General features: G+C 72.8%; 22 protein-coding genes, 1 tRNA gene and 1 pseudogene. 20 read left to right on the forward strand and 4 right to left on the reverse strand.

Annotation, left to right across the window (positions count from 1 at the left end; genetic code table 11):
• Position 1 precedes the first annotated feature (1 nt).
• From ACQPYX_RS06105 to ACQPYX_RS06140, 8 genes are all read left to right on the forward strand, one after another.
• On the forward strand, positions 2 to 1213 hold the full coding sequence (locus ACQPYX_RS06105; protein WP_433802011.1) for an MFS transporter: 1212 nt from the start codon (positions 2 to 4) through the stop codon (positions 1211 to 1213).
• Positions 1210 to 2772 carry a cryptochrome/photolyase family protein gene (locus tag ACQPYX_RS06110; RefSeq protein ID WP_433802012.1) on the forward strand — a complete coding sequence of 521 codons (1563 nt, stop codon included), beginning with the start codon at positions 1210 to 1212 and terminating at the stop codon, positions 2770 to 2772. The genes ACQPYX_RS06105 and ACQPYX_RS06110 overlap by 4 nt, the downstream gene beginning before the upstream one ends.
• 23 nt (positions 2773 to 2795) lie before the next feature.
• Complete coding sequence (locus ACQPYX_RS06115; protein ID WP_433802013.1) at positions 2796 to 3536, forward strand: DsbA family protein; 741 nt, start codon at positions 2796 to 2798, stop codon at positions 3534 to 3536.
• 67 nt (positions 3537 to 3603) lie between these two features.
• Positions 3604 to 3676, forward strand: a tRNA-Ala gene (locus tag ACQPYX_RS06120).
• 210 nt (positions 3677 to 3886) lie between these two features.
• Positions 3887 to 5644 carry an aa3-type cytochrome oxidase subunit I gene (ctaD, locus tag ACQPYX_RS06125; RefSeq protein WP_433802014.1) on the forward strand — a complete coding sequence of 586 codons (1758 nt, stop codon included), beginning with the start codon at positions 3887 to 3889 and terminating at the stop codon, positions 5642 to 5644.
• Positions 5645 to 5709: 65 nt separating this feature from the next.
• A complete protein-coding gene (gene serB / locus ACQPYX_RS06130; protein ID WP_433803685.1) occupies positions 5710 to 6927 on the forward strand; it encodes a phosphoserine phosphatase SerB in 1218 nt (405 codons plus the stop codon).
• Complete coding sequence (locus ACQPYX_RS06135) at positions 6914 to 7681, forward strand: peptidyl-tRNA hydrolase (protein WP_433802015.1); 768 nt, start codon at positions 6914 to 6916, stop codon at positions 7679 to 7681. Before serB ends, ACQPYX_RS06135 begins: the two co-directional genes overlap by 14 nt.
• Positions 7682 to 7685: 4 nt before the next feature.
• Positions 7686 to 8534 (forward strand): ATP-grasp domain-containing protein, encoded by an 849-nt coding sequence (locus ACQPYX_RS06140; RefSeq protein WP_433802016.1) that lies wholly within the window; start codon positions 7686 to 7688, stop codon positions 8532 to 8534.
• A gap of 88 nt (positions 8535 to 8622) precedes the next feature.
• On the opposite strand, the gene ACQPYX_RS06145 is transcribed toward ACQPYX_RS06140, so the two are convergent.
• Positions 8623 to 10674, reverse strand: coding sequence for an ATP-dependent DNA helicase (locus tag ACQPYX_RS06145; RefSeq protein WP_433802017.1), 2052 nt, complete (start codon positions 10672 to 10674; stop codon positions 8623 to 8625).
• 147 nt (positions 10675 to 10821) lie between these two features.
• Here ACQPYX_RS06145 and ACQPYX_RS06150 point away from each other — a divergent pair, with 147 nt between their 5' ends.
• From ACQPYX_RS06150 to ACQPYX_RS06165, 4 genes and pseudogenes are all read left to right on the forward strand, one after another.
• Complete coding sequence (locus ACQPYX_RS06150) at positions 10822 to 11223, forward strand: hypothetical protein (protein WP_433802018.1); 402 nt, start codon at positions 10822 to 10824, stop codon at positions 11221 to 11223.
• On the forward strand, positions 11210 to 11860 hold the full coding sequence (locus ACQPYX_RS06155; protein ID WP_433802019.1) for a hypothetical protein: 651 nt from the start codon (positions 11210 to 11212) through the stop codon (positions 11858 to 11860). The genes ACQPYX_RS06150 and ACQPYX_RS06155 overlap by 14 nt, the downstream gene beginning before the upstream one ends.
• Before the next feature lie 29 nt (positions 11861 to 11889).
• A pseudogene (locus tag ACQPYX_RS06160) lies at positions 11890 to 12594 on the forward strand (DUF222 domain-containing protein); the annotation flags it as partial.
• Between the two features lie 46 nt (positions 12595 to 12640).
• Entirely contained in the window at positions 12641 to 13192 is a 552-nt protein-coding gene (locus ACQPYX_RS06165) for a hypothetical protein (RefSeq protein ID WP_433802020.1), read from the forward strand.
• Positions 13193 to 13256: 64 nt separating this feature from the next.
• Here ACQPYX_RS06165 and ACQPYX_RS06170 read toward each other — a convergent pair whose 3' ends face one another.
• A complete protein-coding gene (locus tag ACQPYX_RS06170; RefSeq protein WP_433802021.1) occupies positions 13257 to 13823 on the reverse strand; it encodes an isochorismatase family protein in 567 nt (188 codons plus the stop codon).
• A gap of 82 nt (positions 13824 to 13905) precedes the next feature.
• Here ACQPYX_RS06170 and ACQPYX_RS06175 point away from each other — a divergent pair, with 82 nt between their 5' ends.
• Positions 13906 to 14781: an LLM class flavin-dependent oxidoreductase gene (locus ACQPYX_RS06175; RefSeq protein WP_433802022.1), complete on the forward strand. Its 876-nt coding sequence runs from the start codon at positions 13906 to 13908 to the stop codon at positions 14779 to 14781.
• Positions 14782 to 14786: 5 nt separating this feature from the next.
• Here the strand turns inward: ACQPYX_RS06175 and ACQPYX_RS06180 are convergent, their stop codons facing one another.
• Positions 14787 to 16070 (reverse strand): nicotinate phosphoribosyltransferase, encoded by a 1284-nt coding sequence (locus ACQPYX_RS06180; RefSeq protein WP_433802023.1) that lies wholly within the window; start codon positions 16068 to 16070, stop codon positions 14787 to 14789.
• 49 nt (positions 16071 to 16119) lie between these two features.
• Here ACQPYX_RS06180 and clpS point away from each other — a divergent pair, with 49 nt between their 5' ends.
• The 7 genes from clpS (at position 16120) to ACQPYX_RS06215 (ending at position 20349) form a co-directional block, all read left to right on the forward strand.
• On the forward strand, positions 16120 to 16428 hold the full coding sequence (clpS, locus tag ACQPYX_RS06185; RefSeq protein WP_433802024.1) for an ATP-dependent Clp protease adapter ClpS: 309 nt from the start codon (positions 16120 to 16122) through the stop codon (positions 16426 to 16428).
• 35 nt (positions 16429 to 16463) lie between these two features.
• Positions 16464 to 17036 (forward strand): DUF2017 domain-containing protein, encoded by a 573-nt coding sequence (locus ACQPYX_RS06190; protein ID WP_433802025.1) that lies wholly within the window; start codon positions 16464 to 16466, stop codon positions 17034 to 17036.
• A gap of 12 nt (positions 17037 to 17048) precedes the next feature.
• On the forward strand, positions 17049 to 17564 hold the full coding sequence (locus tag ACQPYX_RS06195) for a Mov34/MPN/PAD-1 family protein (RefSeq protein WP_433802026.1): 516 nt from the start codon (positions 17049 to 17051) through the stop codon (positions 17562 to 17564).
• A 71-nt stretch (positions 17565 to 17635) separates the two neighbouring features.
• The gene (locus ACQPYX_RS06200) at positions 17636 to 17911 is read left to right on the forward strand and encodes a MoaD/ThiS family protein (protein WP_433802027.1); all 276 of its coding nucleotides are present in this window, start codon (positions 17636 to 17638) and stop codon (positions 17909 to 17911) included.
• 55 nt (positions 17912 to 17966) lie between these two features.
• Entirely contained in the window at positions 17967 to 18917 is a 951-nt protein-coding gene (locus ACQPYX_RS06205; RefSeq protein ID WP_230751381.1) for a PLP-dependent cysteine synthase family protein, read from the forward strand.
• A 31-nt stretch (positions 18918 to 18948) separates the two neighbouring features.
• Complete coding sequence (locus tag ACQPYX_RS06210; protein ID WP_433802028.1) at positions 18949 to 19581, forward strand: rhomboid family intramembrane serine protease; 633 nt, start codon at positions 18949 to 18951, stop codon at positions 19579 to 19581.
• Positions 19582 to 19590: 9 nt separating this feature from the next.
• Positions 19591 to 20349 carry an MBL fold metallo-hydrolase gene (locus tag ACQPYX_RS06215; RefSeq protein WP_433802029.1) on the forward strand — a complete coding sequence of 253 codons (759 nt, stop codon included), beginning with the start codon at positions 19591 to 19593 and terminating at the stop codon, positions 20347 to 20349.
• Between the two features lie 17 nt (positions 20350 to 20366).
• Here the strand turns inward: ACQPYX_RS06215 and ACQPYX_RS06220 are convergent, their stop codons facing one another.
• Positions 20367 to 21809, reverse strand: a complete 1443-nt coding sequence (locus ACQPYX_RS06220; protein WP_433802030.1) for a DHA2 family efflux MFS transporter permease subunit — start codon at positions 21807 to 21809, stop codon at positions 20367 to 20369.
• Positions 21810 to 21840 lie beyond the last annotated feature (31 nt).

The raw sequence follows: 21840 nt of genomic DNA on the forward strand, positions 1-21840 counted from the left end.
GATGTCGGTCGCGGCCGAGCGGCGAGCCGCGCTGCCCTGGGAGGTCTGGGCGCTGCTGGCGGGCGGCTTCCTCGTGGCGGCGGGCTACGGGATCGTCGCGCCCGCGCTCCCGGTGTTCGCGCAGAGCTTCGGGGTCGGGGTCACCGCCGCGGCCGCGGTCGTCAGCGCGCTGCCCGTCCTGCGGCTGCTGTTCGCGCCGGTCTCGGGCCGGCTCGTCGCGCGGGTCGGCGAACGCGCGATGTACCTGGCCGGGCTGCTCGTCGTCGCCGCCTCGACCGGCGCGTGCGCCCTCGCCACCAGTTATCCGCAGCTGCTCGTCTACCGCGGGCTCGGGGGCATCGGGTCGACGATGTTCACCGTCTCGGCGTTCTCGCTGATCTTCCGGCTCGCTCCCGAGGGGCGACGTGGCCAGGTCAGCGGCCTGTTCACCGGGTCCTTCCTGCTCGGCGGGATCAGCGGGCCCGCGCTCGGCGGCGGGCTCGTCGCGGTCGACATCCGGGCCCCGTTCCTCGTCTACGCGGCCGCGCTGGTGGTGGCCACCGCCGTCGTCGGCGGCCTGCTCGCCCGCTCGACGGGGCTGGGGCGTCGGCGTGACGACCCGTCGGTCGCGCCGCTGACGCTCCTCGGCGCGCTGCGGTCCCCGACCTACCGCGCGGCGCTGGCGTCCGGCCTCGCCACCGGGTGGGCGGTGCAGGGCGTGCGGGTCGCGCTGGTCCCGCTGTTCGTGGCCGTCGCGCTCGGCCGGGAACCGTTGTGGGCGGGGATCGCACTGACCGTGTTCGCCGTCGGGGACGGGGCGATGCTCCTGGCCACCAGCGGGCTCTCCGACCGTCGCGGGCGGCGGCCGGTGGTGATCGCCGGCCTCGCGACGGTGGCGGCCGGCACCGCCTGCCTCGGGGTGCTGCCGAACCTGTGGGTCCTGCTCGTCGCCTCGTTCGTCGCCGGGGCGGGGGCGGGGCTGCTGCAGCCGGCGCAGGGGGCGGCGGTCGCCGACCTCGTCGGCTCGGGGCGCTCCGGCGGGCCCGCGCTCTCGGGCTTCCAGATGGCCACCGACGTCGGCACGATCATCGGGCCGATCGCCGCCGGTGCCCTGGCCGAGGGCTTCGGGTTCGGTGTGGCGTTCGGGCTCTCGGGGGCGGTCGCCGCCCTCGCCCTGGTCGTGTGGCTGCTGCTCGGTTCGCGACCGGAGGAGCAGGGCACCCGCCCGGCATGAGCATCGGGCCGCGCAGCGTGCCGGACGGGGTCGTCGGGATCTACGGCGAGGCGATCGACGCGGCCCTCGACGGCGTCGCCGAGGACGCGCCGCTGTGGTGCTTCGGCGACCAGCTCGGCCCGGCGGTGTACGGGCTGCCGCAGCACGCGCAGCGCGACGTCGTGCTCGTGGAGTCCGAGGCGGTGCTGCGCCGCCGCCGCTACCACCGCCAGAAGCTGCACCTGCTGCTCTCCGGGATGCGCCACCTCGACGACCACCTCGGCGACCGGTCCACCTACCACCGCACCCGCACCTACCGGGAGGCGCTGGAGAAGGTCGACCGACCCGTCGTCGTGCACGAGCCGACGTCCTACGCGGCCGCGCAGTTCGTGGCCGCGCTGCAGGCGGAGGGTCTGGTCGCGGCGGTGCTGCCGACCACCACGTTCGCGCGGCCCAGGGCGGAGTTCGCTGCGTGGGCGGGTGAGGACCGCTCGTTCACGATGGAGAACTTCTACCGCAACCAGCGGCGGCGTTTCGACGTGCTCATGGAGGGCGCGGACGCGCCGGTCGGCGGGAAGTGGAACCTCGACCACGAGAACCGTGAGGAACCGCCGAAGGGCACCACGCTCGGGGTCAAGGAGCCCTGGTGGCCGACCGAGGACGAGATCGACGAGCGCGTCCGCCACGACCTCGACGCGCTGGACCTGCCGACCGTCGGCGCGGACGGGCCGCGGCTGTTCGCGGTCACCCCGACCGAGGCCCGGTACGCCCTGAAGCGCTTCGTCGACCACCGGCTCGACCCCTTCGGCCCCTACGAGGACGCCGTCATGGCCGGCGACTGGACCATGGCGCACTCGCTGCTCTCGGTCCCGCTCAACCTCGGGGTGCTGCACCCGCTCGACGCCGTGCACGCCGCCGAGGAGGCCTACGCGTCCGGCGACGCCCGGCTGAACTCCGTGGAGGGCTTCGTCCGGCAGATCCTCGGGTGGCGCGAGTACATCTGGCACCTGTTCTGGCACTTCGGCGAGGACTACCACCGCAGCAACGAGCTGCAGGCCCACGCGGAGCTGCCGGACTGGTGGACCGGGCTCGACGGCGACGCCGTCACCGCCGCCTGTCTCGGGCACACCCTCGACGAGGTCCGCGATCGCGGGTGGACCCACCACATCCCGCGCCTGATGATCCTCGGCAACTTCGCGCTGCAGCGGGGCTACCGGCCGAGCGACCTGGCCGAGTGGTTCACCACCTCGTTCGTCGACGGGTTCGCCTGGGTCATGCCGCCCAACGTCGTCGGGATGAGCCAGCACGCCGACGGCGGGCGGCTCGCCACGAAGCCCTACGCCTCCGGCGGGGCGTACCTCAACCGGATGACCGACCACTGCGGCGGCTGCGCCTTCGACCCCAAGGTGCGGGTGGGGGAGAAGGCCTGCCCCTTCACGGCGGGCTACTGGCAGTTCGTGCACCGGCACCAGGACCTGCTGCGCGCCAACCAGCGCACCGCACGGGCCGTGGCGACGATGGACCGGCTCAAGGATCTCGACGCGCTGCTGGAGCAGGAGAAGGGCCGTACGGCGTTCTGATCGGCGCTGGCTACGGTTGAGCCATGGCCAAGCAGCGCGCACGGGGTCGCGGCAGTGCCCCGACGGTCGGTCGGTCCCGGACCCCCACGATCATCGCCGTCGTCACCCTCCTCGTGCTGGTCGGGGTGATCGCCGTGGCGGTCGTCTCCGCACAGGCGAACAAGAACGCCTCGTTGCCGGTGAACCAGCCGGTGACGCCGGTGAACGCGACCTACCGGACCACCGTGCAGAACGGGGTGATCGTCGCCGGGACCGGGGGCACGACGATCGACGTCTACGAGGACGCGCTCTGCCCGGCGTGCAAGCAGTTCGAGTCGGTGTACGGCCAGCAGATCACCGATGCGCTGAACAGCGGGCGACTCACCGTGCGCTACCACATGGTCAACCTGCTCGAGCAGAGCTCGAACCCGCCCGGCTACTCGACGCTGGGCGGCAACGCGCTGATCTGCGCCGCGCAGAACGGCGCCTTCCCGACGCTGCACAAGACGCTCTACGACCGGCAGCCCTCCGAGGGCGGTGCGGGCTACACCGTGGACGACCTCGTGACCCTCGGGAAGAACTCCGGGGCCGGCGGGGACTACGAGTCGTGCGTCCGCAACGGCACCTACAGCGCGGCCGTGGCGGCCAACTACCAGCAGGCCTCGACCGACCCCGCCCTGCAGCAGACCTCCGGGGGCAGCACCGGCTTCGGGACGCCGACCATCGCCATCAACGGTCAGCGGGTCGACATCAACTCCTCGCAGTTCACCGCGGCCATCGGCTGACCGCGGCGTGATCGGCCCACCCCCCTGACGGCGGGCGTTCACCCGCCGTGTAGCGTTCCGTCGTGTTGGGGCTGTGGCGCAGCTGGTAGCGCATCACACTGGCAGTGTGAGGGTCAGGGGTTCGAGTCCCCTCAGCTCCACCCACGGACACGAAGGCCCGTCGACCACCCGGTCGGCGGGCCTTCGTCGTGTCTCCGGCCACCGTCGCCCCGGTGTCGTACGACAGGGTGTCGGAGATACTGTCTCCCGGTGAGCCACCGGGCTCGACGGCGGTTACGATCGCCGGGTCGAACACGACGCCACCGAGGCGTCGTCGATCAGGAGGCAGTTGCCGTGGGCAGGAGGCAGACGTGACGGCCGTCGCACCCAAGCCGATCGCGACCACGCCGTACCCGGCGCGGGAGACCAAGCGCGGTTCGTTCATCGGCCGGATGCTCAAGACGACGGATCCCAAGGACATCGGGATCCTCTACATGATCACGTCCTTCGCGTTCTTCCTCATCGGCGGGCTGATGGCCCTGCTGATGCGGGCCGAGCTCGCGCAGCCGGGTCTGCAGATCCTGTCGGTCGAGCAGTACAACCAGCTGTTCACCATGCACGGCACGATCATGCTGCTGCTGTACGCGACGCCGATCCTCTTCGGCTTCGCGAACTACATCGTGCCGCTGCAGATCGGCGCGCCGGACGTGGCGTTCCCGCGGCTGAACTCGTTCTCGTACTGGCTGTTCCTCTTCGGCGGCACGATGGTCGTCTCCGGGTTCTTCACCCCGGGTGGCGCCGCCAGCTTCGGCTGGTTCGCGTACTCGCCGCTGTCGGACTCGCTGTACACCCCGGGCTACGGCGCCGACCTCTGGATCGTCGGCCTGGCGGTCTCCGGTCTCGGCACCATCCTCGGTGGCGTCAACTTCGTGACGACCATCGTCTGCATGCGTGCCCCGGGCATGACCATGTTCCGGATGCCGATCTTCACCTGGAACATCCTGGTGACGGTCGTGCTGGTGCTGCTGGCCTTCCCGATCCTGACGGCGGCCCTGTTCGGCCTGCTCGCGGACCGGCACCTCGGCGCGCACCTGTTCGACCCGGCCAACGGCGGGGTCATCCTGTGGCAGCACCTCTTCTGGTTCTTCGGCCACCCCGAGGTCTACATCGTCGCGCTGCCCTTCTTCGGCATCGTCTCGGAGATCTTCCCGGTCTTCAGCCGCAAGCCGATCTTCGGCTACAAGACGCTGATCTACGCGACGCTGTCGATCGCGGCCCTCTCGGTCGCGGTGTGGGCGCACCACATGTACGCCACCGGCGCCGTGCTGCTGCCGTTCTTCTCCTTCACCACGTTCCTCATCGCCGTGCCGACCGGCATCAAGTTCTTCAACTGGATCGGCACCATGTGGAAGGGGCAGCTGACCTTCGAGACGCCGATGCTGTTCTCGATCGGCTTCCTCGTGACGTTCCTCTTCGGTGGTCTCACGGGCGTCCTGCTCGCCTCGCCGCCGCTGGACTTCCACGTCTCGGACTCGTACTTCGTGGTGGCGCACTTCCACTACGTGCTGTTCGGCACGATCGTGTTCGCCACCTACGCCGGCATCTACTTCTGGTTCCCGAAGATGACCGGCCGGATGATGAACGAGCGGCTCGGCAAGTTCCACTTCTGGGCCACGTTCATCGGCTTCCACACGACGTTCCTCGTGCAGCACTGGCTGGGCAACGAGGGCATGCCGCGTCGGTACGCGGACTACCTGCCCTCGGACGGGTTCACCACGCTGAACACGATCTCGACGATCGGCGCGTTCATCCTCGGTGCCTCGACGCTGCCGTTCATCTGGAACGTCTTCGCGAGCTACCGCTACGGGCGCCCGGTCGACGTCGACGACCCGTGGGGCCACGGCAACTCGCTGGAGTGGGCCACCTCGTGCCCGCCGCCGCGGCACAACTTCACCGAGCTGCCCCGCATCCGGTCGGAGCGCCCGGCGTTCGAGCTGCACTACCCGCACCTCACGGAGCGGATCCGGCTCGAGGCGCACATCGGTGGTGGCCACGCCAGCATCGGTGAGGCGGCCACGGGCAAGGTCGGTCAGGAGAACCTCCCCGGCAGCGACCCCCGGAACAAGTGAGCCGTCCGTCGGGGGACGGTCACGGGCACGACACCGCCGGGGCGGACCACGCGTCCGCCCCGGCGGTGGCGCGTACGACGCTCCTGGTCACGGTCACCGGGCCGGACTTCCCGGGCGTGTCGGCCACCCTCTTCACGGTCCTCGCCGAGCACGGCGCGGAGATGCTCGACGTCCAGCAAGCCACCATCCACGGGCACCTGACGCTGTCGGTGCTCGTCGGGGTGGCGGGGGACCCGAACCGGCTGGCGCGCAGTCTCGATCTCGCGATCCCGGCGCTCGGGCTCGCGGTGACGGTGGAGACCGGCGGGGACGCCTCGTCGGTCCACCCGTACTCCACGCACGTGGTGTCGGTGCTGGGCCGGCCGATCGCGGCCGCCGACTTCGCCGAGGTGGCCCGCACCCTCGCCTCGCTGCGGGTGAACATCGACCGGGTGCGGCGCGTCGCCGACTATCCGGTGACCGGCCTCGAGCTCCGCATCTCCGTGCCCGGGGTGTCGCCGCCCACCGACACCGCCCTGCGGCAGGCGCTGGTCGGCGCCTCGCAGCGGGCCGGTGTGGACGTGGCGGTACAGCGGGTGGGCATCGCCCAGCGGGCGAAGCGGCTCATCGTCTTCGACGTCGACTCCACCCTGGTCCAGGGCGAGGTCATCGAGATGCTCGCCGCCCACGCCGGGCGGGAGGAGGAGGTCCGGGCCGTCACCGAGGCCGCGATGCGCGGGGAGATCGACTTCGCGGAGTCGCTGCACCGGCGGGTCGCGACCCTCGCGGGCCTGCCCGCCTCCTGCCTCGACGACGTCGCCGCGCAGATCCAGCTGACGCCGGGCGCCCGCACCACGGTGCGCACGCTCAAGCGGCTCGGCTACCGGTGCGGGGTGGTCTCCGGCGGGTTCACGCACGTCATCGAGTACCTCGTGAAGGACCTGGGGCTGGACTACGCGGCGGCCAACGAGCTCGAGGTCGTGGACGGCCGGCTGACCGGCCGGGTCGTCGGCGAGGTGGTGGACCGGGCCGGGAAGGCGCGGTCGCTGCTGGAGTTCGCGGCCCGGTTCGACGTGCCGGTCGAGCAGACGGTGGCGGTCGGGGACGGCGCCAACGACCTCGACATGCTCGCCGCGGCGGGGCTCGGCATCGCCTTCAACGCCAAGCCCGTGGTGGCGGCGGCGGCGGACACCGCCCTGTCCTACCCGTTCCTCGACGCCGTCCTGTTCGTGCTCGGCGTGACGCGCGACGAGATCGAGGTCGCCGACGCCGCGGAGGGTCTCCTGCGTCGTGTCCCGCTCTGACCTGACCGCCCTCGCGCCGCTGGCCGACCGGGTGTGTCCGTGGGCGACGGACCGCCCGGCCCCCGAGCTCGACGAGGACCCGGACGGCCCGGTGCGGGCGATGCCGGTGATCCTGCGCCTGGAGAAGCAGGAGCCCCCGACCCCGACCGCGCTGCTCGAGGCGGCCGCGGCGGCGGCGCTCGCGCTGTGCCTGGACGAGCGCTCCGCCCCGGGCGGGGAGTGGTTCGACGCGGTCGCGGCCTGGTGCGGGGCAGGACGCATCCGCAAGCTCGCCCGACGGGCGCGCACCTCGCACTGGCGGGCCGTGCAGGACGTGCCGGGCGTGACGGTGTCGGACCTGGTCCGGGCACTCGTCCCGGGGCCGGTGGACGACGTCCCGCACGAGGTGCGGCGGCTGCAGATCGGCGGGACGGACCTTCCCGACGACGCCCCGGCTCCGGTCGGGGCGGGCCGCCCGGTGATCTGGCTGAACCCACGCGTCGAGCAGTCGACCGGCAAGGCGGGGGCCCAGGTCGGGCACGCGAGCATGATCCTCGCGACGGTCGTGGCGTGGACCGGCGGTGATCCGGCCACGGTGACCGCACCCGCCGTCCGGGCGGCCTCCACCGCGGACTGGGACGTCTGGTGCGCGGCCCTGGACGACCCGGAGGCCGCGTGGGCGCGCCACGGCGTCGCGCCGGTGCGCGACGCCGGGTTCACCGAGGTGGCGCCGGGCACGGTCACCTGCATCGGGCAGGTGGCTGCGGGAGGCTGACCGCATGCCGACCGGACCGACCGTGATCGTCGCCAGTACGCGGGTGCGCTCCGAGCGCATCGACGCGGAGAACCAGCCCCTGGTCGACGCGCTGGTCGAGCGCGGCGCCCGGGCACGGGTCGAGCCGTGGGACGCCCCGGACGACGTGGCGGGTTGGTCGGGCGCCGACCTGGTGGCGGTCCGGACGACGTGGGACTACTCCGCGCGGCGCGACGAGTTCCTGGCGTGGGCGCGCGGGGTTGCGGCGCGGACGGCCCTGCAGAACCCGCTCGCGGTGCTCGAGTGGAACTCGCACAAGCGCTACCTGGTCGAACTCTCCGAGGCCGGGGTGCCGGTGGTGCCGACCCGGCTCGTGCCCGCAGGGTCGACGCCGGAGCCGCTGGGGCCGTCGCGGGTGGTGGTGAAGCCGGCGGTGTCGGCGGGTGGCCGGGAGACGTTCCTCGGGACCGGGCCGGAGCTGGCCGAGACCCTCGCCGGGCTCGCGGCGACGGTCGACGTCCTGGTGCAGCCCGCGGTCGAGTCGATCGGGACCGAGGGCGAGGTGTCGCTGATCCGGCTCGGGGACCGGTGGTCGCACGCGGTGCGGAAGTTCCCGGCGGCCGACGGTTTCCTCGTGCACGAGCGGCACGGCGGACGGCTGGAGGACCACGAGCCGACCCCGCGGGAGCTCGCCGTCGCCGAGAACGCGCTGGCGCACGCTCCGGCGTCGGTCCCCGCGGCGCGCGTGGACCTGGTGCGCATCGACGGGGAACCGGTGGTGATGGAGCTCGAGCTCATCGAGCCGGAGCTGTTCCTGCGCCGGGCCCCGGAGGCCGCCGGGCGGCTGGCGGACGCCCTGCTCGCGACGCTGTAGGTCGCCCCGGCCCGCGAGTGGCACGTGGGGCAGGTGCCGGGGGTCGCGGGCCTGCGTGGTGTCCCACTCGCGGCGGCGCGAGAGTGGCTCAGTCGCCGCGCAGGCGCTCCAGGGCCCCGCGGACGACGGCCGGGTCGTTCGTCGTCCAGAACGGCGGCAGCGACCCGCGCAGGAACCCGCCGTACTGCTTCGTCGCGACCCGGGAGTCGAGGATCGCGACGACGCCGCGGTCGCCCGTGCCGCGCAGGAGACGCCCCGCGCCCTGGGCGAGCAGCAGCGCCGCGTGCGTGGCCGACACGGTGAGGAAGCCGTTGCCGCCGCGGGCGTCCACCGCGCGCTGCCGGGCCGCGACCAGCGGGTCGTCGGGACGGGGGAACGGAATCCGGTCGATCATCACGAGCTGCAGCGACTCGCCGGGGACGTCGACCCCCTGCCACAGCGAGATGGTGCCGAACAGCACGCTGCCGGTCTCGGCGGCGAACTTCTGGACGAGGGTGTTCGTCGAGTCCTCGCCCTGGCACAGCACGGTGCCGTCCCAGCGCCCGCGCAGGTCCTCGGTGGCCTGCTTGGCGGCGCGCATCGAGGAGAACAGCCCGAGCGCGCGCCCGCCCGCGGCGCGGACGAGCCCGTCGATCTCGTCGAGCATCGCGGGGGAGAGGCCGTCGCGACCGGGCGGCGGGAGGTGGCGGGCGACGTAGAGGATGCCGGCCTTCGCGTGGGCGAAGGGCGACCCGACGTCGAGGCCGTGCCAGACGAGGTTGGTGGCGGGGTCGTTGCCGTGGCCCGACCCGTCGTCGGGGAGCTCGCTCTTCTGCGCGACGGGCAGTCCCCACTGCCGGGCCAGGGCGTCGAACGAGCCGCCGAGGACCAGGGTGGCGCTGGTCAGCACGACCGTCGACTGCCCGAAGAGCCGGTGGGCGAGCAGGCCGGCGACCGACAGCGGCGCGACGTGCAGGGCGCGGACGGTGCTGGAGCCGAGCTCGCGCTCGGAGAGCCAGACGACGTCGGGACGGGTCGCCGGGTCCTCGCGGTCGAACGCGGTGAGCAGCCGCCCCGCGACGTTGTGGACCTCCTCGACCATCGCGGCGGCGAACCGGCGGTTGGCGGCGTCGGTCTCGTTCTCCTTGGCACCCTTCTCCCGCTCCGGGCCGAGCGCCTGCTTGCACGCCCACGCCGCGTTGCGGATGGCCGAGAGCATCCGGCCCACCGGCTCCGGCAGGTGCTCCCAACGGCCCAAGGGGGTGTCCAGCAGGACCGCGTCGAGCCCCTCGCCGGCGTCGACCAGCTGGTCGGCGAGGGCCTGGTCGACGAGCTTGGCGCAGCGGCGGGCGGCCGCGGTGGCGGTGGCGCCGGTGAGCTCGCCGGTGGCGACGGAGGTCACGCGGTCGACGAGGTTGTGGGCCTCGTCGACGACCACCACGTCGTGCTCGGGCAGCACCGCACGGCCCTCGATCGCGTCGATCGCGAGCAGGGCGTGGTTGGTGACGACGACGTCGGCGGCGCCGGCCTTGTGCCGGGCGAGCTCGGAGAAGCAGTCCTCGGCGACCGGGCAGCGGGAGGCGCCGAGGCACTCGCGGGCGGTGACGCTGACCTGGCGCCAGGCCCGGTCGGGCACGCCGGGGACGAGCTCGTCGCGGTCGCCGGTGGTCGTCTGCTCCGCCCACTCGTGCAGCCGGGTGACCTGACGGCCGAGCGCGGAGACCTGGAAGGGGTCGAAGAGCTGCTCGTCGCCCGGGTCCTCGGCCTGCGCCCCGGACTCGATCTTGTGGCGGCACAGGTAGTTGCCGCGACCCTTGAGGATCGCGAACGTCGGCTTCCGGCCGAGGACGGGCTCGAGGGCCTTCGTCAGGCGGGGCAGGTCGCGGTCGACGAGCTGGGCCTGCAGCGCGATCGTGGCGGTGGAGACGACGACCGCCTGGTCGGCCTCCAGTGCGTGCCGGATCGACGGGACGAGGTAGGCCAGCGACTTGCCGGTGCCCGTGCCGGCCTGGACCGCGAGGTGTTCCCCGGTGCGCAGGGCCCGCTCGACGGCGGCCGCCATCTCCTGCTGCCCCTCGCGCTCGGTGCCGCCCAGCGCCTCGACGGCGGCGGCGAGCAGGTCGGCCACCGGGGCGGTGTCCGAGTCCGTCAGCTGTGCCATGCCCGCACCCCCTTCGCGGGCTCAGACTACGGAGGCGGCTCCGCGGTTCCGGGCACCGCCACGATTGCTCCACCCGCGTGAATCGTGGAGCCGGGCGAGTCGGTGGAGGTGAAGGCAGATCACCGACCCGGGAGCCCGCCATGCATCGTGTCGGCCTGGCCGGCCTCGGCCGCTCCGCGGCTCCCCGCGTCGGAGGACTGCGGTGTCCGCGTCAACCGGCCGCACTTCAGCCGGACCTACGAGGAGATCCACACGCGCATCGAGAGCTTCTGCCGCACGCTGCCCGTCGTGGCGAACACGGTCTCGGGCGCCACGTACCGGTCGCGGTTCTGGGGGTGGGAGCTGATCGCGGAACGACCGCCGACCACGACCAAGGGCCCGTCCGCGTTCGCCCAGGACCACCGGGAGACCGTGGCCGCGCCGTGCGAGCCCGGCTCCCTCCACCGGTACCGCACCGAGGTGCATGGGACCGTGACCTTCCCGCAGGGCACCTTCTCGGCGTCCGCGTACGAGGAGACCGACCAGGAGATTCTCTGTGGACGACCCTGACACCGACGACGACCGTCAGGCGCAGGTCCTGGGCCGCCTCGTTTGGAGCGCGACCGCCATCCCGCGCGGCGCCTATCGCGCCTCGGCTGCCCGCGTCACGGTGCAGGGTCCGCCTCCCTCGCACCTGCCCCGTCGCTTCTCCCCCTTCCGGGACGACGGCCCGCCTCGGAGCGGGGCCTCCCGGGAGGAATGCGAGCTCGTGCTGGAGGGCCGCGACCGGTGGCGCGTCGCGACCTCGGGCGGCGGGGAGTACCGGCGTACCGGCGGCAGCCTTCTCGTCAGCTACCCCGGCCACGAGGCCGGCGTGATGGACGTCGACGACGTCCGCGCGCCGAACGCGGACTGGCCGTACTACGCGGGGCACTGGGCGGAGGAACTCGTCCTGCCGCATCGACTGGTCGGCCTGCTCGACGAACTCGTGATCGTCGAGGACGCCCTCGTCCGTCCGCGGCTCAAGGGCGTGGTGTCGCTCCGGCAGCCCGAGGCCTACGAGGGCATCGCGGGGGAGGAGGTCCTGGAGGTCGAGTTCACCGCGGACCTCGAGCACGGGGTGATCCTCGAGGCCCGCGCGACCACCTGGGACCACCGTGTGTCGGTCTACGTGCTGGAGGTGCTGAGCCGGCCGGATCGGCCGTGATTGTCGGGGGGCGCTGCTAGCTTGCGAACATGAGTTCGAACGAGGCGGTGGACCCGGTCAGCGCGGAGCTGACCGGCCTGCTCACGCGCCTCGCCGAACTCGCCGACTTGCCCACGGACTCGGAGTCCGATGGTGGTGCGGCGTGCATCGACCGGATCGCCCTGCTCGAACGCGCCCGCGCGGCGGTGGCGGCGGCGCAGCACACCGCGATCGTGTCGTTCGGCCGCGCCCAGGTCGAAGAACAGATTGAACTCGTCGCGCAGGGTCGGTTGGACCCGGAGAAGCTCGGCCGCGGGATCGCCGACCAGATCGCGTTGGCCGCGCACGTCTCCCCCTACGTCGGAGACCGCCGCCTCGGGGTCGCCCGAGCGTTGGCCTCGGATCTGCCCTGTACCCGGGCGCTGCTGGTGGCCGGGCGCATCAGCGAGCAGCTCGCCGAACACATCGTCTCCACCACCAGTCACCTCGACCCGGAGCTGCGGGCGGTGGTGGACAAGCAGCTCGCCGAGACCGGCCTGGAGGACATGAGCCGTAAGCAGGCCGAGGCGGCGGTGAAGAAACTCGCCTACGAAGCCGACCCCCAAGGCTTCACCGACCGCGCCCGGAAAGCCCGCAAGGACCGTCGGGTGACGCTGCGGCCGGCCCCGGACACCATGAGCGTCCTGTCCGGTCTACTCCCGGTCGAGCAGGGTGTCGCCTGTATCGCCGCGCTCCGGAAGTACGCGGACTCGTTGATCGCGACCGGGGACACCGACGACCGCACCCGCGACCAGATCATCTGTGAGTGTCGCCGACACCCTCGTCGAACGCCTCACCGGACAGGTCTACGCCGAGGACGTCAACGTCGAAGTCGGCATCGTCCTGCCGCTCGACGCGATCACCGACCCCGACAGCACCAGCACCGGCGAACTCGTCGGCCACGGCCCGCTCCCGGCCGGGATCGTCACCGACCTGCTCCGCTACACCGGCGGGCACCGCTGGTGGCGGCGCCTGTTCGCCCACCCCACCCACGGCACCCTCGTCGGCGGCGACCCCACCCGCCGCTACTTCGACGGGTTCCTCGCCAAACTGATCGCGTTCCGCGACCACGGCATGTGCCGCGACCCCTTCTGCGGAGCCCCGATCCGACACACCGACCACATCACAGGCAAGAAGGCCGGCGGCCCCACCAGCCTCGGCAACGGGCGCGGGAACTGCGTACGCGGCAACCACCTCAAAGAACTGCCCGGCTGGATCACCGAACTGCTCCACGACGGATTCGGACCCCACCCCCACACCGTCCGGACCACCACCCCCACCGGACACACCTACACCAGCCGAGCCGGACCATGACCGTTCGAACGGCCGGATCGCCGCGGCCTCTCGGTCCGCCGCGGCAGGCCCTCGCCGCGGGACGTCAGGACGCGCGGGCGAGCACGACGCCCGCCTCACGCATCGTGCTGCACGCGGTCTCGGTCGTCTCCGGGGTGACGCCGGCGGTCAGGTCGAGCAGCACCGTCGTCGAGAAGCCCTCGGCGGCGGCGTCGACCGCGGTCGCGCGGACGCAGTGGTCGGTGGCGATCCCGACGACCTCGACCAGGTCGACCCCCCGGTTGCGCAGCCAGTCGACCAGGCGCTCCCCGGACTCGGACGCACCCTCGAAGGCTGAGTACGCGGCCGTGTGCCGTCCCTTCGAGAAGACCTCCTCGATCCGCGACACGTCGAGCTCCGGGTGGAACGCCGCCCCGGCCTCGCCGACGCGGCAGTGCACCGGCCAGCTGTCGACGAAGTCGGGCTCCTCGGAGAAGTGCGCGCCCGGGTCCTCGTGGTAGTCGCGGCTGGCGACGACGTGGTCGTACCGGCCGTGCTCGGCGGCGAGGTGGCGGGTGATCGCCGCGGCCGTCGCCGCGCCACCGGCGACCCCCATCGAGCCGCCCTCGCAGAAGTCGAGCTGGACGTCCACCACGATCAGCGCGCGGGTCATCCCGTCACCCTATCGAGGGGCGGGCTCCTCGTTTGCCCCTCGCGCGGGCCCGTGATCTGCTCGCCCCGTGTCGAGTCTCGCGGTGAGCGCCTGGCTGTCCACCGTCTGGTCGGCGGGCGACGTCGTCGCCGTCGCGCACGAGGTGGAGGCGGCCGGCTACGACGGCATCTGGATCGCCGACCACTTCATGGGCAACACCGGCACCGAGGAACGGTCGGACGTCGCGCTTCGGGACTGCTTCTCGGTGCTCGCGGGTCTCGCGACCGCCGTGCCGCGCGTCCGGCTCGGGAGCCTCGTCGCCGGCATCACCTACCGGCACCCGGCGGTCCTCGCCAACATCGCGGCGACGACCTCGGACCTGTCCGGTGGGCGCCTCGTCCTCGGCGTCGGAGCGGGTTGGCAGCTCAACGAGCACGCCGCCTACGGCATCCCACTGGGCCCGGTCCGGGAGCGGATCGACCGCTTCGAGGAGGGCCTGGCCGTGCTCGACGGTGTCCTCCGTGCGCCGCGGACGACCGTGACGGGCCACCACTACGCCGTGACGGACGCCCCGCAGGTGCCGGCGGCGGACCGGATCCCGCTGCTCGTCGGGGCGTCGGGCGAGCAGCGGATGCTCGGCGTCGTCGCCCGGTGGGCCGACGAGTGGAACACGTGGTCCACGCCGGAGGTGTTCGCCCGCAAGTCCGCCGTGCTCGACGAGCACTGCGAGCGGATCGGCCGCGACCCGCGGGAGATCCGGAGGTCGACCCAGGCGATCTTCGCCCTCGACGCGACGCCGGAGGACGTCCGCGCGCCGGTGGCCGTCGCCGGGTCGGTGGCGCAGGTCGTCGACACCATCGGACGCTGGCGCGAGGCGGGCCTGGACGAGCTGATCGTCCCGGTCATCCGGGACGACGTCACGCAGGGCCGGGAGCTGCTCGGCCGGTTCGCGACGGAGGTCCGTCCGCAGCTGGACTGACCGGGTCAGGGCACGAACGTCGTCGGGATCGCCGGCTCGCCCCGCGAGAGCTTGAGGCCCTCCCACGGGATCGCGACGAGGTTGCGCCGCAGGTGCTCCCGGGCGTCGGTCAGCGACGGCAGCCCCGCCACCGGGTCGCCGGCCTTGACCAGGTCGATCGGCACCACCCGGTCGTGCTCGCCGACGTCGACCGGGTGGTCGACGCGGTGCACGACCTCCTCCACCGCCGTCCCGGTCGGGCGGTGGCGGCGGACCGCGGACTTCGCGCCGCCGCGGGACTCCTTCGACGACGACCGCTTGGCCACGGGCCGCCCGTCGACCTCGACGAGCTTGTAGACCATCCCGGCGGTGGGCGCACCGGAGCCGGTGACGACCGACGTGCCGACCCCGTACGCGTCGACCGGTTCGGCCCGCAGCCCGGCGATCGCGTGTTCGTCGAGGTCGCCGGAGAGCACGACGCGCGTGCGCGTGGCACCGAGCGAGTCCAGCTGCTGTCGCGCGCGCTGGGCCATCACGCCGAGGTCGCCGGAGTCGATGCGGACGGCGCCGAGCTCCGGGCCGGCGACGCGGACGGCCGTGTCGATGCCCTCGGTGATGTCGTAGGTGTCGACGAGCAGCGTGGTCCCGACCCCGAGGGCAGCCACCTGCGCGCGGAACGCCTCCTCCTCCGTGTCGTGTAGGAGGGTGAAGGCGTGGGCCGAGGTGCCCGTCGTCGGGACCCCGTAGCGGGCGGCGGCCTCGAGGTTGGAGGTCGCGTCGAAGCCGGCGAGGTAGGCGGCCCGGGCGCTCGCGACCGCGGCCTCCTCGTGCGTGCGCCGGGAGCCCATCTCGATGAGCCGGCGACCGGCCGCCGCCGTCGTCATGCGGGCCGCGGCCGAGGCGATCGCGCAGTCGTGGTTGAGGATCGAGAGCACGAGCGTCTCGAGGAGCACGCACTCGGCGAAGGAGCCGGAGACCGTCAGGACGGGGGAGCCGGGGAAGTACAGCTCGCCCTCGGGGTAGCCGACCACGTCCCCGCGGAAGCGGAAGTCCGCCAGGTGGTCGAGCACCCGCTCGGAGAGCGCACCCGTCGCGCGCAGCGCCGCGAGCTCGTCGTCGCCGTAGGAGAAGCGTGCGAGCGAGTCGAGGACCCGCGCGGTGCCCGCCACCACGCCGTAGCGCCGGCCGTGCGGCAGCGAACGGGCGAACACCTCGAACGTGGCCCGGCGATCGGCGGTGCCGTCGGCCAGGGCCGCGTCGAGCATCGTCAGCTCGTACTGGTCGGTCATGAGCGCGGTGCCGCCCGTCATCCACTCAGCCTAGATGCAGCGGCTCCCGGGCAACTGAGACGATGGGGACATGCGCGTCGTCGTCTCGGCGCCGGTGGAGCCGGCGACCACGGTGGAGGAACTGCCCGACGAGCTGGTCGGCGCCGACACCCCGTGGCAGACGATCGTGTGGAACGACCCGGTCAACCTGATGTCCTACGTCACCTACGTGTTCCAGAAGATCTTCGGCTACGACAAGCAGAAGGCCACCGCGCTGATGATGGACGTGCACCAGAAGGGGCGGGCGACGGTGTCCTCGGGCAGTCGGGAGAAGGTCGAGGGCGACGTCGCGAAGCTCCACGCGGCGGGCCTGTGGGCGACGATGCAGCGGTCGTCGTGACGGGGGCGGACGCAGCGACGGGGCGTGGGTAGGTCGTGCGCGCCTGGAAACGGCACGGGCGGGGCGAGCGCGCCCGCTACGTCGCGGTCCTCGACCCGGCCGAGGCCTCGGTGCTGCGCGGCCTCGTCGGGCAGGTCGACGACATGCTCTCCGGCCGCGCCGACGACGTGCCGCAGGACGAGCTCGCGGCGCTCACCGGCATCCGCACCGGTCCCTCGACCGCCCCGGACGACCCGGTGCTCTCCCGGCTGCTGCCGGAGTTCCACCGCCCGGACGCCGAGGGCGGGGCGGGGGCCGACGGAGCGGCGCTGTCCGCGGCCATGCGCTCGGTGCACGAGCCCGAGCTGATCGCCGCCAAGCGCGACGCCATCGCCACCGTGCTCGCCTCCTGCCCCGGGGGTGGCGGCCGCGTGGAGCTGACCGTGCCGCAGGCCGAGGCGTGGCTGTCGGCGGTGAACGACGTCCGGCTCGCGCTCGGTACGGCGCTCGAGGTGACCGAGGACATGCCCGACCAGCTCCCGCCGGACGACCCGCGCACCGACCACCTGCCCGTCTACCACTGGCTGACCTGGTTGCAGGACTCCTTGCTCACGGTGCTGCTGCCCTGAGGGCCCCGTAAGGTGGTCGCCGTGCTCGTGATCCGTCGGGACCTCGTCGAGGAGATGGTCGCGCACGCCCGCCGTGACCACCCGCGCGAGGCGTGCGGTCAGCTGCTGGGCCCGGAGGAGAGCGACCGGCCCGAGCGCTACGTGCCGATGACGAACGCCGACGACGCCGACGCGCAGGGCAGCGACTACCGGTTCGACTCCGGCGAGCAGTTCCGGGTGTACAAGGAGGCGACGCAGCGCGACGAGGAGACCGTCGTGGTCTTCCACTCGCACACCCGCGTCCCGCGCCGCCCGCTGACCGACTCCGGCCTGCCCGAGGCGTACCCCTCGGTCAAGGACATCGAGTACATGGGCCTGCAGCCCGGCGTGCACTTCGTGATCGTCGCCATCACCGGACCGGACTCGCCCTACGAGCTGCGGTCCTACCTGCTCGACGAGGCCGGCGAGGTCGCCGAGGACGACGTCCAGGTCGTGGAGAACTACATGTTCTCCCACACCGGCGCGGGTGACGTGCCGGACCGTTCCTGAGCGACCCCGGAACATCTCGGCGTCGTGCGACGCTGTTCCCTGCAATCGAACCCGTCTCCTGGAGGAAAGCCGTGTCCGCCACCGTCTCGATCCCGACGATCCTGCGCACCCACACCGGTGGGGAGAAGCAGGTCAAGGCCGAGGGATCGACGCTGCAGGAGGTCATCGCCGACCTCGATGCCAACCACCCCGGCATCAAGGACCGTCTGGTGACCGACGGCGCGCTGCACCGCTTCGTCAACGTCTACGTCAACGACGAGGACGTCCGCTTCGCGGGCGGTCTGGACGCGCAGGTCCCGGACAACGGCACCGTGACGATCCTGCCCGCCGTGGCCGGCGGACGCTGAGTCCCGTTCCCCGGGCCCGCACGGCCCGGGGGTCGTCTCTTCTCTGGAGCACCCGATGGCGCGGTACGACTCGCTGATCCACGCCCTGGGCGACACCCCCGTCGTGGGGCTGCCGTCGTTCTCGCCGGCACCCCACGTCCGGCTCTGGGCCAAGCTCGAGGACCGCAACCCGACCGGCTCGATCAAGGACCGCCCGGCCCTGCGGATGATCACCAAGGCCGAGGAGGACGGGCTGCTGACGCCCGGGTGCACGATCCTCGAACCGACCTCGGGCAACACCGGGATCTCGCTCGCGATGGCCGCCAAGCTCAAGGGCTACTCGCTGGTCTGCGTCATGCCGGAGAACACCTCGGCCGAGCGGCGCCAGCTGCTCGAGATGTACGGCGCGCGGATCATCTTCTCGCCCGCGGCGGGCGGCTCGAACCAGGCCGTGGCCACCGCGAAGGAGATCGCGGCGCAGAACCCGGACTGGGTCATGCTCTACCAGTACGGGAACCCGGCGAACCCGCTCTCGCACTACGAGGGCACGGGCCCGGAGATCCTCCGCGACGTCCCGACGATCACGCACTTCGTGGCCGGTCTGGGCACCACCGGCACGCTGGTCGGTACCGGCCGCTACCTGCGCGAGCACAAGCCCGACTGCCAGATCATCGCAGCCGAGCCCCGCTACGGAGAGCTCGTGTACGGGCTGCGGAACATGGACGAGGGCTTCGTCCCCGAGCTCTACGACCCGGACATCCTCACCGGTCGGTACTCGGTCGGCGCCCAGGACGCGCTGCGGCGCACCCGCCAGCTCGTCGAGCAGGAGGGCATCTTCGCCGGCATCTCGACCGGCGGGATCCTGCACGCCGCGCTCGCCCAGGCCGAGAAGGCCGCGGGCAGCGACGACGAGGCCGACATCGTCATGATCGTGTGCGACGGCGGGTGGAAGTACCTGTCGACCGGCGCCTACTCCGGCACGCTGGAGGAGGCCGCGGAGGGGCTCGAGGGCCAGCTCTGGGCCTGATTTCTCAGGTTCCGTCGCTACTGTCGGAGTGGTGAGCACGCCGACGGTCCCCGCGAAGCCCCGCATCATCCCGGCGCGCCCGGCCCGGGCCGCGATCGGGATGCTCCTCTTCCTCGCCCTGCTGTGGGTCATCGAGGCGGTCGACCAGTTCGTCTTCCGCGGCTCCCTGGACTACGACGGCATCGCGCCACGTCAGGTCGACGGCCTCTCCGGGATCCTCTGGGCGCCGCTGCTGCACGCCGGCTGGGCGCACCTGATCGCGAACTCCCTGCCGTTCCTGGTCCTCGGCTTCCTCGTGCTGGCGGGCGGGCTCGGTCAGTTCATCGCCGTCACCGCGTTGGTCTGGTTGCTCGGTGGGTTCCTCACCTGGCTGACCGGGTTCGGGGTCACCGTCGGGGCCTCCGGCGTGATCTTCGGATGGCTGGCGTTCCTGCTGTTCCGCGGCTTCTTCGCCCGCTCCGGCCGGCAGATCGTCCTGGCCGTCGTGCTCTTCCTCGTCTACGGCGGGGTGCTGTGGGGCGTGCTGCCCGGCACGCCCGGCGTCTCCTGGCAGGCCCACCTCTTCGGCGCCCTCGCCGGGATCCTGGCCGCGCGTCTCGTCGCCTCGGCGGATCGTCGGGGCCGTCCGTCCGCAGGAGTGTCGCCCTCTCCGATCGGGCCGTAGGGTGCCCGCGTGGAACTGATCGTCCTGGGGTGTTCCGGCAGCGGGGCCGGACCCACCTCACCCGCGTCCGGGTACCTCGTGCGCACCCGCTCCACGACCCTCGCGCTCGACCTGGGCAACGGCACCTTCGGCACGATGCAGCGCCACATGGACCCGTTCGACCTCGACGCGGTGGTCCTCTCGCACCTGCACCCCGACCACTGCGCGGACGTGTCGGGACTGATCGTCCACCGCCGCTACCACCCCGACGGCCCCGGCAAGGTGCTCCCGCTGCACGGGCCGAGCGAGTCCGAGGTGCGGCTCGCCGTGGCCTACGCCCCGTCCTCGGACGAACGGGTGGCCACTGATCTCACCGACGTCTTCGACTACCACGTGTTCGCCGACGGCCCCGCCGGCGTCGGGGACATCGCGCTGTCGAGCGCCCCGGTCGACCATCCCTGCGAGGCCTACGGCGTGCGGCTCGAGCACGACGGGCGGGTGCTGGTCTACAGCGGCGACACCGGCCCGTGCGACACGCTCGTCGAGCTCGCCCGCGACGCCGACGTCCTGCTCTGCGAGGCGACCTGGACCGACTCGCCCGACCGTCCGCCGGGCGTGCACCTCTCCGGGAAGCAGGCCGGGGCGGTCGCCCGCGAGGCCGGCGTGAAGCGGCTGCTGATCACCCACGTGCCGGCCTGGTACGACGGGGCGGAGCTGCTCGCCGAGGCGCGCACGGAGTTCTCCGGCCCGGCCGAGCTCGTGCGGCCCGACGGGCACTACACGATCTGAGGGGCGGCACCCGGGACTCAGCGCGCCGGGGCCCCGTCGACCGGCTCGTCGACGAGCCCGGCGGGGGAGTCGTCCGTGGTGCGAGGTGCCCGGGGGAGCAGCAGCGCGACGAGCCCGGCGACCGCGACGACCACCGCCGCCACCGCGAAGGCGCGCGTGGTGCCCGCCGTCGACGCCGCGGCCGGGGAGGCGCCCACCGCGAGGAGGCCGTCGGCGCGGGAGGTGGCCAGCGTGGACAGCACGGCGAGCCCGATCGCACCCCCCACCTGACGCGACGTGTTGAGCAGGCCCGACGCCAGCCCGGCCTGGGAGCGGTCGACCCCGGACGTGGCCGCACCCGCGAGCGGGGTCAGCGCGATGCCCATGCCGAGCCCCACCGCGACCCCCGGCCCGAGGACGCCACCCACCCACGTCGACCCCGGTGTGAGCAGCGCGAACCACGCGAAGCCGGCCGCCGTCAGGAAGGCCCCGCCCGCGAGCAGGGGGCGGGTGCCGACGCGGCCGAGCAACCGGGACGAGAGCTGGGACCCGAGCACGATGGAGCCGGACTGCGGGAGGAACGCGAGCCCGGCGGTGAGGGCGTCGAAGCCGAGGACGCCCTGCATGTGGATCGAGACGAAATACCACATCGCGAACATGGCCGAGGCGATCAGCGCCATCGTGCCGTTGGCGACGCTGACCGACCGGATCCGGAAGATGCCCAGCGGGACGAGCGGGGAGGCGATCCGGGTCTCGAGGAACATGAAGCCCGCGAGCAGGACCCCGGCGACGACGAAGCTGCCCCAGGTCAGGGGCGCCGACCACCCGGCGGTCTCGCTGGTGACCACCCCGTGCACGAACGCGACCAGACCGCCCGTGACGAGCACGGCGCCCCCGACGTCGAGGCGTGGCCGGTCGTCCGCGCGGGTCTCGGACACCGCGATCCGCGCCAGCACCGCCGTCAGGACGACCACCGGCACGTTGACCAGGAAGATCCAGCGCCAGCTGAGGAAGTGCACGAGCACGCCGCCCGCGATGCCACCCACCGCGCCGCCGACCCCACCGATGGCGGCCCACGCCCCGAGCGCCTTCGAGCGGGCGGCGCCCTCGGTGAACGTCGTCGTGAGGATCGTCAGGGTGGCGGGGGAGAGCACCGCACCGCCGAGGCCCTGCGCAGCCCGGGCGGCGAGGACGAGCCCCTGCGAGTCGGCCAGCCCGCCGACCAGCGACGCGGTCCCGAACAGCACGAGCCCGGCGAGGAACATCCGCCGCCGCCCGAAGAGGTCCGCCGCGCGGCCGCCGAGCAGCAGGAACCCGGCGAACGCCAGCGTGTAGGCGCTGACCACCCACTGCAGGCCCACCGCGGAGAAGCCCAGCGCCTCGCGCATCGCGGGCAGCGCGACATTCACGATCGACACGTCGAGCACGACCATGAACTGCGCGAGGCACGCGACGAGCAGGACGAGGCGATCCCGGGGCACGTCCTGCACGCTAACCGGGGGGTCCGACGAC

Origin of the sequence: Actinomycetospora sp. CA-084318, assembly GCF_050955885.1 — a bacterium.
Classification (GTDB): Bacteria; Actinomycetota; Actinomycetes; order Mycobacteriales; family Pseudonocardiaceae; genus Actinomycetospora.

Coding starts and splice junctions, on each gene's coding strand:
- ACQPYX_RS06105 (WP_433802011.1), top strand. CDS start 2: ATGTCGGTCGCGGCCGAGCGGCGAGCCGCGCTGCCCTGGGAGGTCTGG.
- ACQPYX_RS06110 (WP_433802012.1), top strand. CDS start 1,210: ATGAGCATCGGGCCGCGCAGCGTGCCGGACGGGGTCGTCGGGATCTAC.
- ACQPYX_RS06115 (WP_433802013.1), top strand. CDS start 2,796: ATGGCCAAGCAGCGCGCACGGGGTCGCGGCAGTGCCCCGACGGTCGGT.
- ACQPYX_RS06140 (WP_433802016.1), top strand. CDS start 7,686: ATGCCGACCGGACCGACCGTGATCGTCGCCAGTACGCGGGTGCGCTCC.
- ACQPYX_RS06145 (WP_433802017.1), bottom strand. CDS start 10,674: ATGGCACAGCTGACGGACTCGGACACCGCCCCGGTGGCCGACCTGCTC.
- ACQPYX_RS06170 (WP_433802021.1), bottom strand. CDS start 13,823: ATGACCCGCGCGCTGATCGTGGTGGACGTCCAGCTCGACTTCTGCGAG.
- ACQPYX_RS06180 (WP_433802023.1), bottom strand. CDS start 16,070: ATGACGGGCGGCACCGCGCTCATGACCGACCAGTACGAGCTGACGATG.
- clpS (WP_433802024.1), top strand. CDS start 16,120: ATGCGCGTCGTCGTCTCGGCGCCGGTGGAGCCGGCGACCACGGTGGAG.
- ACQPYX_RS06205 (WP_230751381.1), top strand. CDS start 17,967: ATGGCGCGGTACGACTCGCTGATCCACGCCCTGGGCGACACCCCCGTC.